This is a genomic window from Conexibacter sp. DBS9H8 (genome assembly GCF_023330685.1).
In the GTDB taxonomy this organism is placed as follows: Bacteria; Actinomycetota; Thermoleophilia; order Solirubrobacterales; family Solirubrobacteraceae; genus Palsa-465.
Genome location: NZ_CP097128.1, coordinates 2,186,853 through 2,199,778, shown reverse-complemented (window position 1 = coordinate 2,199,778; position 12,926 = coordinate 2,186,853). Strand labels below are relative to the sequence as shown.

The following is a 12,926-nucleotide window of genomic DNA, read 5'->3' as shown; positions in this document are numbered from 1 at the left end:
GCGGACGGGAGGCTAGCGGGCGGGTGGGCTGTCGCCGCCGCCGTCGGTGAGCTGCGAAGGGTCCGTCGGACCGGCCGGCGCGTTGATGTTGCCGAGCCCCCGGGCGATCCCGTTGATCGCCTGGGTGTACTCGGAGGGGATCACGAACACCTTGTTGGCGCTCCCCTGGGCGAGCTGGGGCAGCATCTGCAGGTACTGGTAACTCAGTAGCTCCGCGTCCGGCTTGCCGTCGTGGATCGCCTCGAACACGGTGGCGATCGCCTTGGCCTCACCCTCAGCCCGGAGGATCGCCGCCTGGCGTTCACCCTCGGCCTTCAACACGGCGGCCTGCTTCTCCCCCTCGGCGGTGAGGATCTGTGACTGCTTGACTCCCTCGGCGGTGAGGATCGCCGCCCGACGGTCCCGCTCGGCCCGCATCTGCATCTCCATGCTCCCCTGGATCGAGGCGGGCGGATCAATCGATTTGATCTCGACGCGGTTGATCCGTACCCCCCATTTGGAGGTCGCCTCATCAAGGACGCCACGCAGCTGGGCGTTGATGTGATCCCGGCTCGTCAGGGCCTGTTCGAGGGTCAGTGAGCCGATCACGTTGCGTAACGTCGTCACGGTGATCTGTTCGATCGCCTGCAACGGATTGGCGACCTCGTAGGTGGCCGAACGGGGGTCATTGATGGTGAAGTAGAGGACCGTGTCGATTCCGACCACGAGGTTGTCCTCGGTGATCACCGGCTGGGGCGGGAAGCTGACGACCTGCTCGCGCAGGTCGATCAGTGGACGGACCGTGTCGAAGAACGGAACGAGCAGCGTCATCCCGGGGTTGAGCGTGCGGTGGTAGCGGCCGAGCCGCTCGACGATCCCGGCCTTGGCCTGAGGGACGATCCGCACGCTCTTGGCGGCGGTGACGATCAGCAGAACGACGATCACCGCGGCAACGATCAACCCTGCCATCTGCTCAGCTCCTTGATCTGTGGGTCACGCACCGGCCCGCACCCGGCGGCCGGCACGCTCACTCCATCACGAGCGCGGTCGCGCCCCGAATGTCGACGACTTCGACGTCGGCACCGACCGGAATCTCGCGGCCCTCGTCAAAGGCCCGCGCGCTCCACACCTCGGCGCCGATCCGGACCGTCCCGGACCCCTGACGGTTGACGATCGGTTCAAGGACGATCGCGTGCTGTCCGATCAGCGCCGCGGCCCCGGTCCGCAGCGTCGGCGTGCTGTGCAGCAGTCGCGAGGCGACGATCGGGCGCAGGCTCACCAGAGCGGCAACCGTGAAGATGATGAAGACGATGAAATCGACCGGCTCGCCGAGCCCGATCGCATTCGTGGCGGCCGCAAGCGCGGCCCCAAGGGCGAACGGTGCCAGCCAGAAGCCGGCGGTGAGCGTCACCTCTCCAACCCCGAAACCACAGGCGACGATGAGCCACCAGATCCAGCCGGTCATTGTCCCTGAGAGCTTACTCCTCACGGCGGGGGCGACCACCAGGGAAGGGGTGGGCGGGCATTGCCGGCCAGGCCCAGGCGGAGTGGTTCGCTCAGCTGACGAGCGCCCGGGCGAACTCGGTCGGCTCGAACGGACGGAGGTCCTCGAGGGTCTCGCCGATTCCGATCAGCTTCACGGGGATCCCAAGATCGTGAGCGATCGCCAGGGCGATACCGCCCTTGGCGGTGCCGTCGAGCTTGGTCAGGACGAGTCCCGTCACGGCGATCGCCTGGCCGAACAGCTGCGCTTGGCGCAGGCCGTTCTGGCCGGTGGTGGCGTCGACGGTGAGCAGGGTCTCGTGCGGGGCCTCCGGGATCTGCTTGGCGATGACCCGCCGGATCTTGGCGAGCTCTTCCATCAGGTTGTCTTGGGTGTGCAGCCGGCCGGCCGTGTCGATGATCACGACGTCCGCGCCGATCTCGATCCCGGTCCGCACGCCCTCGTAGGCAACGCTGCCGGGATCGCCGTTGTCAGGACCGCGGACGAACGTCGCCCCCGAGCGTTCCGCCCAGGTGTGGAGCTGCTCGACCGCAGCGGCCCGGAACGTGTCAGCGGCGGCGAGGACGACACGGTGGCCCAGTTCGCGGCTGAGATGGTGGGCGAGCTTCCCGGTCGTCGTCGTCTTTCCGGTCCCGTTCACGCCGGCCATCAAGATCACCGTCGGTTTGGCCCGCAGGTCGATGCGGTCCTCGGTCCCCTCCGGCCGGGCGATGCCTGCGAGCAGTTCGACGAGTCGATCGGTCAGCTCCTGCCCGCCGGTGAGGCCACCCGCGGTCGCCTCACGTTCGAGCACGGCCACGACTTCTGCGGTCGTCCGGGCCCCGACGTCGGCGTAGATGAGCGCCTCCTCGAGCCGCTCCCAGGTCTCGTCGTTGAGCTCCTCGAACAGGGTCGCCTGGATCTCAGCTCCGAGCGCCTGTCGGGTCTTGCGCAGGTTCTCACGCAGACGTCGGAAGCGTCCGACCCGCCGCTCCTCAGGCTCAGGGGCAGGCCCGGGCGACGTGCCGCCCGCATGGTCGGTGATGAACAGGTCCGTCCACTCGCGCGGCATCGACGGCGAGCTTAACAGCGGCGCGGCCGGTTCACTGGGACCGACCGCGCCACAGTCGGTTCAGCGCTGTCCGCCGGAGTCGGCCCGGTGGAGGGAAAAGCTGACGCGCACGTCCTTGAGGTCCGCGTCGAGCACCTGGTCCTCGAGGGCACCCGTCACCTCCGGGGACAGATACAGGTCGTGGCCGTCCCCGGCCGGAACGAGCTGGTCGCCGTCCTGGGGGGCGGGGACGATCTCGATCCCGATCCCGGCCCGGCCGTCTGTCCCGGGTTGCACCTGCAGACGGAGACCGGCCCCTTCCGGCAGATCGGGGTTGTCGAGGAGGGCGTTGACCGCCGCGGAAGCGGTCGGCGTGAGCGTGAGCATCGGCTGCTCCTTTTCGTGATCGGGGCGGTCTGCCCGCCATAAGCGACACAGACCTCTCCCCCAACGTTCTCCCCCTCCCCCGGGCCCACCACATTAAGGGACCCGAAATTCGCTCCGCGCCGCGGGCTCAGGCGGCGATCCGGCCCCCGCCGCCGCGTCGGCCAGGACCCCGGGCCCGACGGTCAGGCGGCGAGAGGAGCGGCCGGACTCCGGGCCGGAAGCCGGCGGGAGATCACCTTGGAGACACCGTCGCCGCCCATCGACACGCCGTACAGCACGTCCGCGGCCTCCATCGTGCGCTTCTGATGGGTGACGACGATGAACTGGGCCCGCTCGCTGTAGGTGTCAAGCAGATCGAGGAAGCGCGAGATGTTGAGGTCGTCGAGGGCGGCCTCCACCTCATCGAGAATGTAGAACGGGCACGGCTGAGCGAGGAAGACCGCGAACAGGAAGGCGAGGGCGGTCATCGACTTCTCGCCCCCCGACAGCAACGACAGTCGTTTCATCGCCTTGCCGGCGGGCGTGATCTCGATTTCCACCCCGAGCTGCTCCCCGTCGGGATCAGCCGGAGCCTCCTCCTCACCGGATGCCGGGTCCGGGACCCCCGGGCCGGTGGCGGCCTGCCCGCCGAGCGTCGCAGCCCGACCGTCCCGATCCGTGACGAGCCGAAGGCGCCCGTTTCCGCCGGGGAAAACCCGTGCCGACAGCTCGGCGAAGTTGGCGGCCGCGGCGGCGAACGTCACCTCGAAGGTCTCGCGGATCTGGCGGTCGGTGTCACGGATGAGCTTCTCCAGTTCGCGCATCGCCGCCTCCAGGTCGTAGCGCTGGGTCTCGAGTTCCTCAACGTGGGCGAGCGCCTCCTCGTACTCCCGCTGGGCAAGCGGGTTGACCGGTCCGAGCTGCTCGCGCCGGCGCAGCAGCCGACTGATTCGATCATTCAGCGCCTCTCGTGCTGCGGACTCGAGGCCCGCCTGCGCCGGCGAGGGCTCGAGACCGAGTTCCGCGGCGAGGTCGTCGAGGGTCCTGCGGGCCTGGGCGACATGGTCGTTGGCGCGCTCGGCGCGCACCTCACGCCCGGTGAGCACGTTGGAGGCGTCATTCAACGCACTCTGAAGCGTCACCTCGGCGCTGGCGGTCTCGCGCAGCTCAGCGGCCGCCGCCTCGCCGGCGGCCCGGTCGGCGGTGAGCGCGGCGTCGAAATCGCCGCGACGGACCGTGATCGCCGCGATGATCTCGCCCAGCGCGGCGGCGATCCGCTCCACCCATGGCACGAGTGCCCGGTCGCGGTCGATCTGCGCCTGCAGCCGCCCGATCCGCTCCGCGCGGGCGGCGCGGTCGGCGACGTTACGGTCGGCCCGGGACTGTTCGGCACGCAGCTCGGCTTGGAGCTGCGCGCGCCGGCCGGCGTGCTCCCCTTCATCCGGAGCGGTGCGCCGCCGCTCGATCTGGGCGCTGAGACGCCGCAGCGCCTCGGCGGCCTCGTCGCGACGATGGACGGCCGCCCGGTGGGCCTGGACGGCGCGGTCGCGGTCGCCACTGCGGAGGTTCGCCGCCTCGAGAACCTCGGCGAGATGGGTCCGCGCCACCTGCTCGGCCTGCACGGCTCCATCGGCGTCAGCAAGCAGCTGCTCGCGACGGTTGCGTTCGGCGAGCACCCGCTCCTCCCCGACCGCAGGCGCTTGGCGCATCTCCCGCGCCGCGGGCGCGTGGACGCGGCCCTCCCGGGTGACGAGCAGCCCAGCGAACCCCTCGGGCGGGGCGGTCAGTTCCGGCAGCACCCAGGCGTCGGCGAGCAGGATGCGCGCGAGCTCTGCCGCGGGACCATCCCCGGAGACCTGGTCGGCGAGGCGCTCGGCGCCGACCTGAGGCGAGGCTCGGGGCCCAGACGCGGGCGCCCGCTGCTCGGGGTCAGCGATCAGGACGCGGCCGCCGTCACGGCCGGCCCGGGCGAGCAGCTCGGCGGCCGCCGCGGCCGTGTCGACGACAGCAGCGCCGAGTCGTCCATCGAGCGCAGCGGCGACCGCCAGCTCATACCCGGCGACGACCGCGAGCCCGTCCGCCAGCGGGCGGCCACCCCCCGGTGCCGCCTGGTGGCTACGCAGAAACTGGTTGACCGCCGCCAGCTCGCCGCCGATGCGGGCGCTCTCCCGGCGGCGGGCGTCGACGACGCGCTCAGCGTCGCGGACCGCCCCCCGCGCCTGTTCGTGGGCGGCCTCAGCCTCATGCCGAACCCGCAGTGCGGCGTCAAGGTCCGCCTCAGCGGCGCCGAACACCGTCTCGGCATCCGTCCGCTGGCCCTCCAGCTCGGCGAGCTGGCGGGCCAGCTCAGCCTCACGGTCGCGCTCCAGCGCGTCCAGCTCGCGCGTCAGCGCGCGGACGCGCGCCTCGAGCTCGAGGTCGGGTTGATCCTGTGCGCGCTCGGACATCGCCGCCGCGAGCGCTGCCTCGGACCGAGCGACCCGGGCCGACAGCGTGGCGAGTGCCCCCGCGACGGCCTCCGCGCGATCACCGACGCGGTCGGCCGCCGATTGCGCAGCGAAGCTGCGCCGGGACAGCTCCTCACGGCGGGCCGAGCGGGCCGCGAGCGTCTCCTCGGCCGCCCGCCGTGCCGCGGCGACCGTCGCGAGGTTCGCCGTGATCCGGTCTCGTTCGGTCCGGGCTTGGGTGGCGGCGGCGACCGCCTCCGCCTGATCGGTGAGGGCCCGGAGCAGGTCATCGCGGCCCAGTTCCCAGCGCGCCTCTAACGTCTGGCGGTGGATCCGGTCGTGCAGCTCTGCCGCCTCGGACTGACGTTTGAGCGGCTTCAGGCGGGTGCGCGCCTCACGCTCGACGTCGAGTGCCCGGTCGAGGTTGTCCTGCGTGTGCCCGAGCTTGAGGGTCGCCCGCCGCCGCCGCTTGCGATGTTTGCCCAGGCCCGCCGCCTCCTCGATCAGCAGGCGACGGTCCGCCGGCTTGGACATGACGATCGCATCGACGCGGCCCTGGGAGATCACCGAGTGCATCTCCTTGCCCAGGCCGGTGTCGGAGAGCACCTCGAGGATGTCGGTGAGCCGACACCGGGCGCCGCTGAGCCGATACTCGCCGTCCCCGCCACGGTCGAGGCGACGATAGATGGACACCTCCGAGCCCATCCCGAGCCGCCCCTCCGAGTCGTCAAGGACGAGTTCCACCTCCGCCGCGGATGCCGCCTGACGGCCTGGGGCCCCGCCGAAGATGACGTCGGCCATGGTCTGTCCGCGCACCGCGGCGGGCGATTGCTCGCCGAGGGCCCAGAGAACGGCGTCGGTCACGTTCGACTTGCCAGATCCGTTGGGGCCGACGATCACGCTCGTCCCGGGGCCGAACTCGAGCCGGGTCCGGTCCGGAAAGGACTTGAACCCCTTGACGGTGACGCTCTTCAGGTACACGCGTCAGACCTCGAACTCCGCCGGGGCGGGCCGGTCCCCCCCGGCGAGCGCATCGAGCGCCGCCTGGGCGGCCGCCTGCTCGGCATCTTTCTTGGACCGTCCGACGCCAACACCCAACTCGCTCTCGTCAATCCGGGCGGCGACGGTGAACGTGCGGTCGTGCGGGGGGCCCTCCTCGGAGAGGACGACATAGGTGACAACGGCGCCGCGACGAGCGAGCTGTTCCTGGAGGGCCGACTTGAAGTCCCCGGGCCGCTCGAGCGCGTCGGCGAGCTCAGGCGCGAACGCCTCCACGACCGCCTCTGCCACCGGCTCGTAGCCGAAGGTGAGGTAGACGGCACCGATCACCGCCTCGATCACGCTCGCGAGCACCCGCTCGGTGCCGAGCAGGGCCGGGACGGTTGCCAGCGCACTCTCGGGCGCGGCCGCGGTGAGGCGGTCGGGTACCCCGAGCCGCTCGGCGACGGCCCGGCAGGAGCGGCCCGACACCGTCTGGGCGCGCACCTTGGTGAGCTGTCCGGCCCCGAACCGGTCCGCTTCCAGGCTCGGGTACAGGTGGCTGGTGATCGCGAGCGAGAGGACGCTGTCACCGAGGAAGGCGAGCCGCTCGTAGGAGTCCGAACGTCGCGTCGTCCAAGAGGCGTGGGTAAAGACGTTGCGGGCAAGCTCGGGCGACAGGCCGTCGAGCAGGGCGGCGAGCTTGGCTGGCGGGTCGGCGCGCAGATGGTTGTCGGTCGCGCGGGGCGGCGGGTCAGTGGCCACTGGCGGTCGTGCTCGGGTCGTTCGCGAGCACGAACTCGACCGCTTGGCCGACCGTAAGGATCTGGGCGGCCTGTTCGTCGGACATCGTCACGCCGTAGCTGTCCTCGAGCTCCTGCACGAGCGTGTAGAGGTCAAGCGAGTCAGCGTCGAGATCCTCGCGGAAGCGGGTCGCCTCGGTGATGGTGGTGGGGTCGATCTCCAGCTCGTCACTGAGGTGACGGCGTACGGCCTCGAGGATCTGCTCACGGGTCATGGGCGATTTACCCTACCGACCGGCACGGACGGCTAGGAGGGAACATCGCGGGCAAGGTCAGCGGGCCGCCGGAGCGCACCTGCCTCCTCGAGCGCTGCACGGGTCCGGATGATGACGCGCTCCTCCACTCCCCGGGCGGCCACCTCGATCGCGCGGGCGAACCCGGTCCGAGTGAACCGACCGTGCGCGACGACGCCGAGCTGGCGCAGCCCGAGCATGTAGGCGCCGCCCTGAAGTTCGGGATCGATCTGGGCCCGCAGCCGCCGGACCGACGGCGCGAGCAGCAGCCCGCCGAGCTTTCCGCGGGTCGAAGACAACGCGGCGTCACGGACGGCATGAAGAACCTCACTGGACGTCGCCTCGATCGCCTTGAGCGTGATGTTGCCGGTGAATCCGTCCATCACGACGACGTCGATCTCCTGCTTGAGCATCGTCGTCGCCTCGATATTGCCGGCGAAGTTGAGTCCGGCCCCTGCCTCCCCGGAGAGCCGCTCGAACACCTCGCGGAGATCCTCGGTGCCCTTGGACGGTTCCTCACCGTTGGAGAGCAGCGCCACCCGCGGGGCGGCACGCCCGAGCACCGCCTGGGCGAAGGCCGAGCCCATGTGGGCGAACTGGACGAGGTGCTCGGGACGGCAGGAGACGTTGGCGCCGACGTCGAGCAGCAGGACCGGATCGCCCCCGGGCCGGGGCAGCGGAAGGGCGAGCGCGGGCCGGTAGATCCCGCGGTCGCGCTTGATGTTGAGCAGGCCGGCCGCGAGGGCAGAGCCGGTCGAGCCACCAGAAACGAGCGCGTGGGCGCGGCCGTCTGAGACGGCCCGCGCGGCTTGGACGATGGAAGCCTCCGGTGTCGTCTTGACCGCCGCCGCCGGGTTGGGCGCCTTGGCGATCGACACGGGAGCGTCGATCAGCTCGACCCCAGCCGCCGCGAGTCGGGCACGCTCAGCGACATCGCCGACGCCGTTCGCGTCGGCGAACAGGATGACATGGATCCCGTGGCCGGCGGCGATCTCCGCCCCGGCGGCCACCTCTGAGGGCCCCAGGTCAGCCCCGTTCCCGTCAACGGCAACGGTCACCATCGCCGCGAACCGTCGCCGGAATCAGTCGAAGTGGTTGGCACCCTCGACCACGGACCGCCCCTTGTAGCTTCCACAGGTAGGGCAGACGCGGTGCGGAAGCCGGGGGCTGTGGCACTGCGGGCAGGTGTTGGTCGCGGGCACGAGGGCCTTGTGCTGGCTACGGCGCTGGGTCGTGCGCGCGTGGGACTGCTTCTGCTTGGGGACGGCCATGGCGATGCAGCCTAGCAGGGGCGATCGGGGTCAGACACCCGCCGATGGTCGGGTCTTCTCCGGGGTCGACTCGCCGCCGGTGTCGATCACGGTGAGGTCGGCGAGTGCGGCCCAGCGCGGGTCGGGATCCGCTGCGTGCTGGTGATCCTCCCCCGCGAGGTTGAGGTTCGTCCCGCACGCAGGGCAGAGGCCACGGCACTCCGCGTCACAGACGAGCGCCGGGGGCAGGGCGAGGACGAGCGCATCCCGCACCCAACCCCCGAGGTCGAGCGTCGCGCCAGTCACGTACGGAGACTCCAGCTCGCCCGCTTCCCCAGGCGCGGACACCTCGCGCGCCTCGACGCGGAACTCCGGAGCGGCCGGTTCGAGGCAGCGCATGCACGGCCCGGTCAGCCGGGCGGAGAAGGCGATGTGAAGGGCATAGCCGTTGGAGACCATCCGTGAGAGGTCGAGGGTGACGTCGGGGTCGGGGCCGGCGAGCTCGCCCGGTCCGGAGGGGCCGCTGCCCGTGACGGTATAGGTGTGGCCGCCGAGGGCAAGGGCGTCGATCGCGACGGTGAGCCGAAGGCGACGGCCCTCGCCGGAGCTGAGCCGGAGAGCAGCGAGGTCGAGAGTGTCGGTGCCTGACGTCATCGGCCAAGGCTACCCCGCCCCGGCGGGGGTCTGCCATGCTCGGTCCGCGAATGTCGCAGTGGTTTCAACGTCACGGGTGGGCGAGCGTTCACCCGGACCTGCTCGTCGGTGCCGGCCTGTTTGACGCCAACGACGCCGCGGCGGTCGCGGCCGAGGGCGTCACGGCCGTCCTCAATCTGATGGAGGAGTCCGAGTATCCCGCCGGCAGCCGGCTCGAGGTCGAGATCGCCCTCGACGCCTACGGCATCGAGGAACGCCGGATCGCGATCACGGACTTCGGCGGCCTTGGAGCCGACCATCTCGAGGCGGCCGTCAGCCTGCTGGCCGGTTGGCTCGACACGGGCGAGCGGGTGTACCTGCACTGCCGGGCTGGATGGCAGCGCTCGGCGACGGTCGCCGCGGCGCTCATCGTCCTCCGGGAGGACCGTCCGCCCGAACAGGCCCTGCAGGTCCTCGCCGAGCGCAAGCCGACGGCCTCCCCCCTCCCCCACCAAGTCCGCGATCTCCTCAGCTGGTGGGAGCAGCGCCGGCCGCGGCCCTGATCGGGTCCCCGACCACTTGCATCAGCCGGCGCGACGACCGAGTTCGACGACCGCTCCGTTGCCCTCCCTCGACTCAGCGGCGAGCGCGGCGTGCTGATCCTCACTTCCGAGGTTGAGCGACCGGGCCGACAGCGTGACCGGGTCGAGGTCGGGCAGCTCGCTTCCCTCGGCGACCGCGCCGTGGTCGGCAAACTTGCGCGCCCCCGGAAGGACCCGGGTCTCAAAGGAGCCGACGGTGTCGTTGTAGGCCTTGACCGTCGAGTTGAGCCGGCTGCCGAGCGTCGCCAACAGCGACGACAGACGCGCGATGCGGCCGTGCAGCTCGCGTCCGAGGTCGGAGATCGCCTGCGCGGACTGGGCGACCTTCTCCTGTTGCCAGCCGTATCCGACGGTGTGGAGGAGCGCGAGCAACGTCGTCGGGGTCGCAATCAGGACGTGGCGGGCCATGGCGTCTTCGATCAGCTCGGGGTCGGCCTCCAGGGCGGCCGAGTAGAAGTGTTCGCCCGGGAGGAACAGGACGACGAAGTCCGGGGTCGTCTCGATTCCCGCCCAGTACGCCTTGTCCGACAGTTGGCGCACGTGCCGGCGCAGGAGGCGGGCATGGTCGGCCATTGCGCGGACGCGCTGTTCCTCATCTGGCGCCTCATAGGCGTCGAGGATGGCCTGCAGCGGCGCCTTCGCGTCGACGAGCACGTGCCGGCTCCCCGGAAGGTTGATGACCATGTCCGGGCGCAGGGTGACGTCGTCGGCGCCGCTGAAGCTCACCTGCTCGCTGAAGTCACAGTGGCGGACCATCCCGGCGAGCTCGACGACCTTGCGCAGCTGCATCTGGCCCCACTGCCCGCGAACGTTCGGCTTGCGCAGGGCGGTGACCAGGGAACCGGTCTCACTGCGAAGACGGTCCTGCCCCTCAGCCATCCCGCGCAGCTGAGCGGCGAGCATCCCCTGCGAGCGCGCGCCCTCCTGTTTGAGGGCAGCGAGCTGCTGGTCGACTCGGCCAAGCTGCTCGCTGATCGGCTTGACGAGCTGCTCAACCGCCCGCTGACGTTGCTCAAGCTCACCCTTGGCGGCGGAGTGCGCCGAGCCAAGCTGCGCGCGAGCGAGCTCGAGGATCTGCTTGGTGTTGGCCTCCAGGGCCTCGGCACTGAGCGCTCGGAAGGCGGTGCTGAGCTGTTCCTGGGCGGCAGTGACCGCGCTGACCCGCTGCTCGGCGAGCGCCCGTTCGTGCTCGAGGTCGCGCTCGGCCTGGGAGACCACGGCGGCGAGCGCCTGATCGAGGGCGTGAATGCGGCCGCGTCCCCACAGCCACGCCACAAACGCTCCGAGAAGACACCCGATGAGGAGAAAGGCGAGACTCATTGAGCTCACCATGATGTGCCCAGAGGCGGACGGAACGGAATTCAGGGAGGGTGGGCTCCGGCTTGCGCCGACGACAGGCCGGCGGTGGGCCAGCCGACCGTCGGCCGCCACCGGTGGCCCGTCCGTCTCGAGCGGGTCAGAGCATCTCGGCCGGCTCGTCCTTGCCGGCCAGGCGGTCGCGTCCCCGTTGGACGGCCGCGATGAACTTCGACAGGTTCGTCTCCAGGGTACCGAGGATCTCGTCGGCGTAGTCCTCGGCGCCGAGTCGGATCTCGCGCTCACGCCCGCGGGCTTCTTCGATGATGTCTTCAGCGGCCCGCTCGGCCTGTTTGACGATCTCTTCCTCGGAGATGAGCCGCTCCTGGCGATCGCGGGCTTCCTTGACGATCCGCTCGGCCTCGCGCTTGGCCTCGGCGAGCATCTCCTGGCGCTCCTTGACGATCCAGCGCGCCTGCTTGATCTCCTCCGGGATCGTCGCGCGCATCTGGTCGAGGATGTCGTAGATCTCCTCTTTGTCCACGCGCACCTGATCGGTCATCATCACGCCCTTGGCGTTGTGGACCAGGTCATCCAGCTTGTCGATCAGTACAAGAACGTCCATTGACACCGTCTGTTTCGTCAGCGGCCGAGTCGTTCCTTCAAAGCGGAGGCGACCTCGGCGGGAACCAGGTCATCGATGCTGCCGCCATAGGTGGCAAGCTCCTTGACCCCACTCGACCTGATGAAACTGTACTTCGCCGAGGCCATCAGGTAAACCGACTCGACATCCGGAGCCTGAAGATTGTTGAGCTGATTCATCTCCAACTCGTACTCGAAGTCCGAGATCGCCCGTAATCCCTTGACGATCGCCTTGGCACCGTGGGCTTGGGCGAATTCGACCACGAGGTTCGCGAACGGCTCGGCGGAGACGTTGCCGAGACCCGCTGTCGCGTTGAGAATGAACCGCACGCGCTCCTCAGCGGTGAAGAGCGGCTTGGATTTGCGGAACGGGCTGTTGGCGACCGCGACGATCACATGGTCGAACATCGCGGAGGCCCGAGCGATCACGTCGAGGTGGCCGTTGGTGACCGGATCGTAGGAGCCGGCGCAGACGGCGATGCGGTTATCAGGTGTCATTCACCGTGCATTCTGACGAGTGTGTCCCCGTAGCGGCGCTCGGTGCGCAGCGGGAGTGTGAGCTCCAGCGGCGCACGGCGATCGCTTTCGGCGACCACGCGGGCTCCGGGAGCGAGGAGCGGGTCAAGCGCGGCACTGAGCGCCGGCCCGAGGTCGACGGCCTTCGCGTAGGGTGGATCGAGGAAGACGAGGTCGTAGCGCAGGCCCCGGGCGGCGGCGTCGGCGAGGTAGGCGATCGCGTCCCGTCGCGACACTGTGAGCTCGGCCCCGAGCGCGTCCGCGTTGGCCCGGATCGTCACGACCGCCCGGGGGGCGATGTCGACGCAGACGGCGGCCGTCGCGCCGCGGGAGAGCGCCTCGATCCCCAAGGCGCCCGATCCGGCGAAGAGGTCGAGCACATGGGCCCCGTCAAGAGGCCCGAGCATCGAGAAGATCGCCTCTTTGACCCGGTCGGAGGTCGGACGAACCGCTCGCCCCGGTGGGGCATGAAGCGTCCGTCCGCCAAAGCGTCCAGCGATCACGCGCATCCCGGGAGGCTAGGAGCGTGGGTCGGTAACGGTTCTGGGCAGGAGTGAGCGCGGCTTGGACAGGCCAGGTTCGCGGTGGGCGGGATCGGTTGGTTGCGGACAATCGGGTTGAGCGCGTCGGTGGCGCCGCTCAGGGCA

The 12,926-nt window shown here is 70.2% G+C and carries 15 protein-coding genes; 1 reads left to right on the top strand and 14 read right to left on the bottom strand.

What is annotated here, in order from left to right; all coding sequences use genetic code 11:
- Positions 1 to 12: 12 nt before the first annotated feature.
- The 10 genes from M3M55_RS10430 to M3M55_RS10385 all read right to left on the bottom strand — a co-directional run bounded on the left by M3M55_RS10430 (position 13) and on the right by M3M55_RS10385 (position 9,244).
- Positions 13 to 948, bottom strand: a complete 936-nt coding sequence (locus M3M55_RS10430; protein ID WP_249009443.1) for an SPFH domain-containing protein — start codon at positions 946 to 948, stop codon at positions 13 to 15.
- 58 nt (positions 949 to 1,006) lie between these two features.
- Positions 1,007 to 1,444: an NfeD family protein gene (locus M3M55_RS10425; RefSeq protein WP_249009442.1), complete on the bottom strand. Its 438-nt coding sequence runs from the start codon at positions 1,442 to 1,444 to the stop codon at positions 1,007 to 1,009.
- Positions 1,445 to 1,535: 91 nt separating this feature from the next.
- Positions 1,536 to 2,534: a signal recognition particle-docking protein FtsY gene (gene ftsY / locus M3M55_RS10420; protein WP_249009441.1), complete on the bottom strand. Its 999-nt coding sequence runs from the start codon at positions 2,532 to 2,534 to the stop codon at positions 1,536 to 1,538.
- A gap of 60 nt (positions 2,535 to 2,594) precedes the next feature.
- The gene (locus M3M55_RS10415) at positions 2,595 to 2,900 is read right to left on the bottom strand and encodes a hypothetical protein (protein ID WP_249009440.1); all 306 of its coding nucleotides are present in this window, start codon (positions 2,898 to 2,900) and stop codon (positions 2,595 to 2,597) included.
- A 182-nt stretch (positions 2,901 to 3,082) separates the two neighbouring features.
- Entirely contained in the window at positions 3,083 to 6,307 is a 3,225-nt protein-coding gene (locus M3M55_RS10410; RefSeq protein ID WP_249009439.1) for a chromosome segregation SMC family protein, read from the bottom strand.
- A 3-nt stretch (positions 6,308 to 6,310) separates the two neighbouring features.
- Positions 6,311 to 7,069 (bottom strand): ribonuclease III family protein, encoded by a 759-nt coding sequence (locus M3M55_RS10405; RefSeq protein ID WP_249009438.1) that lies wholly within the window; start codon positions 7,067 to 7,069, stop codon positions 6,311 to 6,313.
- Positions 7,059 to 7,322: an acyl carrier protein gene (acpP, locus tag M3M55_RS10400; RefSeq protein WP_249009437.1), complete on the bottom strand. Its 264-nt coding sequence runs from the start codon at positions 7,320 to 7,322 to the stop codon at positions 7,059 to 7,061. Before acpP ends, M3M55_RS10405 begins: the two co-directional genes overlap by 11 nt.
- Positions 7,323 to 7,354: 32 nt before the next feature.
- Positions 7,355 to 8,401 (bottom strand): phosphate acyltransferase PlsX, encoded by a 1,047-nt coding sequence (plsX, locus tag M3M55_RS10395; RefSeq protein ID WP_249009436.1) that lies wholly within the window; start codon positions 8,399 to 8,401, stop codon positions 7,355 to 7,357.
- Between the two features lie 21 nt (positions 8,402 to 8,422).
- A complete protein-coding gene (rpmF, locus tag M3M55_RS10390) occupies positions 8,423 to 8,611 on the bottom strand; it encodes a 50S ribosomal protein L32 (RefSeq protein WP_249009435.1) in 189 nt (62 codons plus the stop codon).
- Between the two features lie 30 nt (positions 8,612 to 8,641).
- A complete protein-coding gene (locus tag M3M55_RS10385) occupies positions 8,642 to 9,244 on the bottom strand; it encodes a DUF177 domain-containing protein (RefSeq protein WP_249009434.1) in 603 nt (200 codons plus the stop codon).
- Positions 9,245 to 9,294: 50 nt separating this feature from the next.
- Between M3M55_RS10385 and M3M55_RS10380 the strand changes: the two genes are divergently transcribed.
- Positions 9,295 to 9,786, top strand: coding sequence for a dual specificity protein phosphatase family protein (locus M3M55_RS10380; RefSeq protein WP_249009433.1), 492 nt, complete (start codon positions 9,295 to 9,297; stop codon positions 9,784 to 9,786).
- A 21-nt stretch (positions 9,787 to 9,807) separates the two neighbouring features.
- Here M3M55_RS10380 and M3M55_RS10375 read toward each other — a convergent pair whose 3' ends face one another.
- The 4 genes from M3M55_RS10375 to rsmD all read right to left on the bottom strand — a co-directional run bounded on the left by M3M55_RS10375 (position 9,808) and on the right by rsmD (position 12,788).
- On the bottom strand, positions 9,808 to 11,145 hold the full coding sequence (locus M3M55_RS10375) for a DNA recombination protein RmuC (protein ID WP_249009432.1): 1,338 nt from the start codon (positions 11,143 to 11,145) through the stop codon (positions 9,808 to 9,810).
- A 136-nt stretch (positions 11,146 to 11,281) separates the two neighbouring features.
- Positions 11,282 to 11,746 carry an ATPase gene (locus tag M3M55_RS10370; protein ID WP_249009431.1) on the bottom strand — a complete coding sequence of 155 codons (465 nt, stop codon included), beginning with the start codon at positions 11,744 to 11,746 and terminating at the stop codon, positions 11,282 to 11,284.
- 17 nt (positions 11,747 to 11,763) lie between these two features.
- The gene (gene coaD / locus M3M55_RS10365; RefSeq protein WP_249009430.1) at positions 11,764 to 12,261 is read right to left on the bottom strand and encodes a pantetheine-phosphate adenylyltransferase; all 498 of its coding nucleotides are present in this window, start codon (positions 12,259 to 12,261) and stop codon (positions 11,764 to 11,766) included.
- A complete protein-coding gene (gene rsmD, locus M3M55_RS10360; RefSeq protein ID WP_249009429.1) occupies positions 12,258 to 12,788 on the bottom strand; it encodes a 16S rRNA (guanine(966)-N(2))-methyltransferase RsmD in 531 nt (176 codons plus the stop codon). The genes coaD and rsmD overlap by 4 nt, the downstream gene beginning before the upstream one ends.
- Between the last annotated feature and the right edge of the window lie 138 nt (positions 12,789 to 12,926).

Bases quoted from the DNA above. Each gene is read 5' to 3' on its own strand.
- M3M55_RS10430 (WP_249009443.1), bottom strand. From the start codon at position 948: ATGGCAGGGTTGATCGTTGCCGCGGTGATCGTCGTTCTGCTGATCGTC.
- M3M55_RS10425 (WP_249009442.1), bottom strand. From the start codon at position 1,444: ATGACCGGCTGGATCTGGTGGCTCATCGTCGCCTGTGGTTTCGGGGTT.
- ftsY (WP_249009441.1), bottom strand. From the start codon at position 2,534: ATGCCGCGCGAGTGGACGGACCTGTTCATCACCGACCATGCGGGCGGC.
- M3M55_RS10415 (WP_249009440.1), bottom strand. From the start codon at position 2,900: ATGCTCACGCTCACGCCGACCGCTTCCGCGGCGGTCAACGCCCTCCTC.
- acpP (WP_249009437.1), bottom strand. From the start codon at position 7,322: ATGACCCGTGAGCAGATCCTCGAGGCCGTACGCCGTCACCTCAGTGAC.
- plsX (WP_249009436.1), bottom strand. From the start codon at position 8,401: ATGGTGACCGTTGCCGTTGACGGGAACGGGGCTGACCTGGGGCCCTCA.
- rpmF (WP_249009435.1), bottom strand. From the start codon at position 8,611: ATGGCCGTCCCCAAGCAGAAGCAGTCCCACGCGCGCACGACCCAGCGC.
- M3M55_RS10385 (WP_249009434.1), bottom strand. From the start codon at position 9,244: ATGACGTCAGGCACCGACACTCTCGACCTCGCTGCTCTCCGGCTCAGC.
- M3M55_RS10380 (WP_249009433.1), top strand. From the start codon at position 9,295: ATGTCGCAGTGGTTTCAACGTCACGGGTGGGCGAGCGTTCACCCGGAC.
- M3M55_RS10375 (WP_249009432.1), bottom strand. From the start codon at position 11,145: ATGAGTCTCGCCTTTCTCCTCATCGGGTGTCTTCTCGGAGCGTTTGTG.
- M3M55_RS10370 (WP_249009431.1), bottom strand. From the start codon at position 11,746: ATGGACGTTCTTGTACTGATCGACAAGCTGGATGACCTGGTCCACAAC.
- coaD (WP_249009430.1), bottom strand. From the start codon at position 12,261: ATGACACCTGATAACCGCATCGCCGTCTGCGCCGGCTCCTACGATCCG.
- rsmD (WP_249009429.1), bottom strand. From the start codon at position 12,788: ATGCGCGTGATCGCTGGACGCTTTGGCGGACGGACGCTTCATGCCCCA.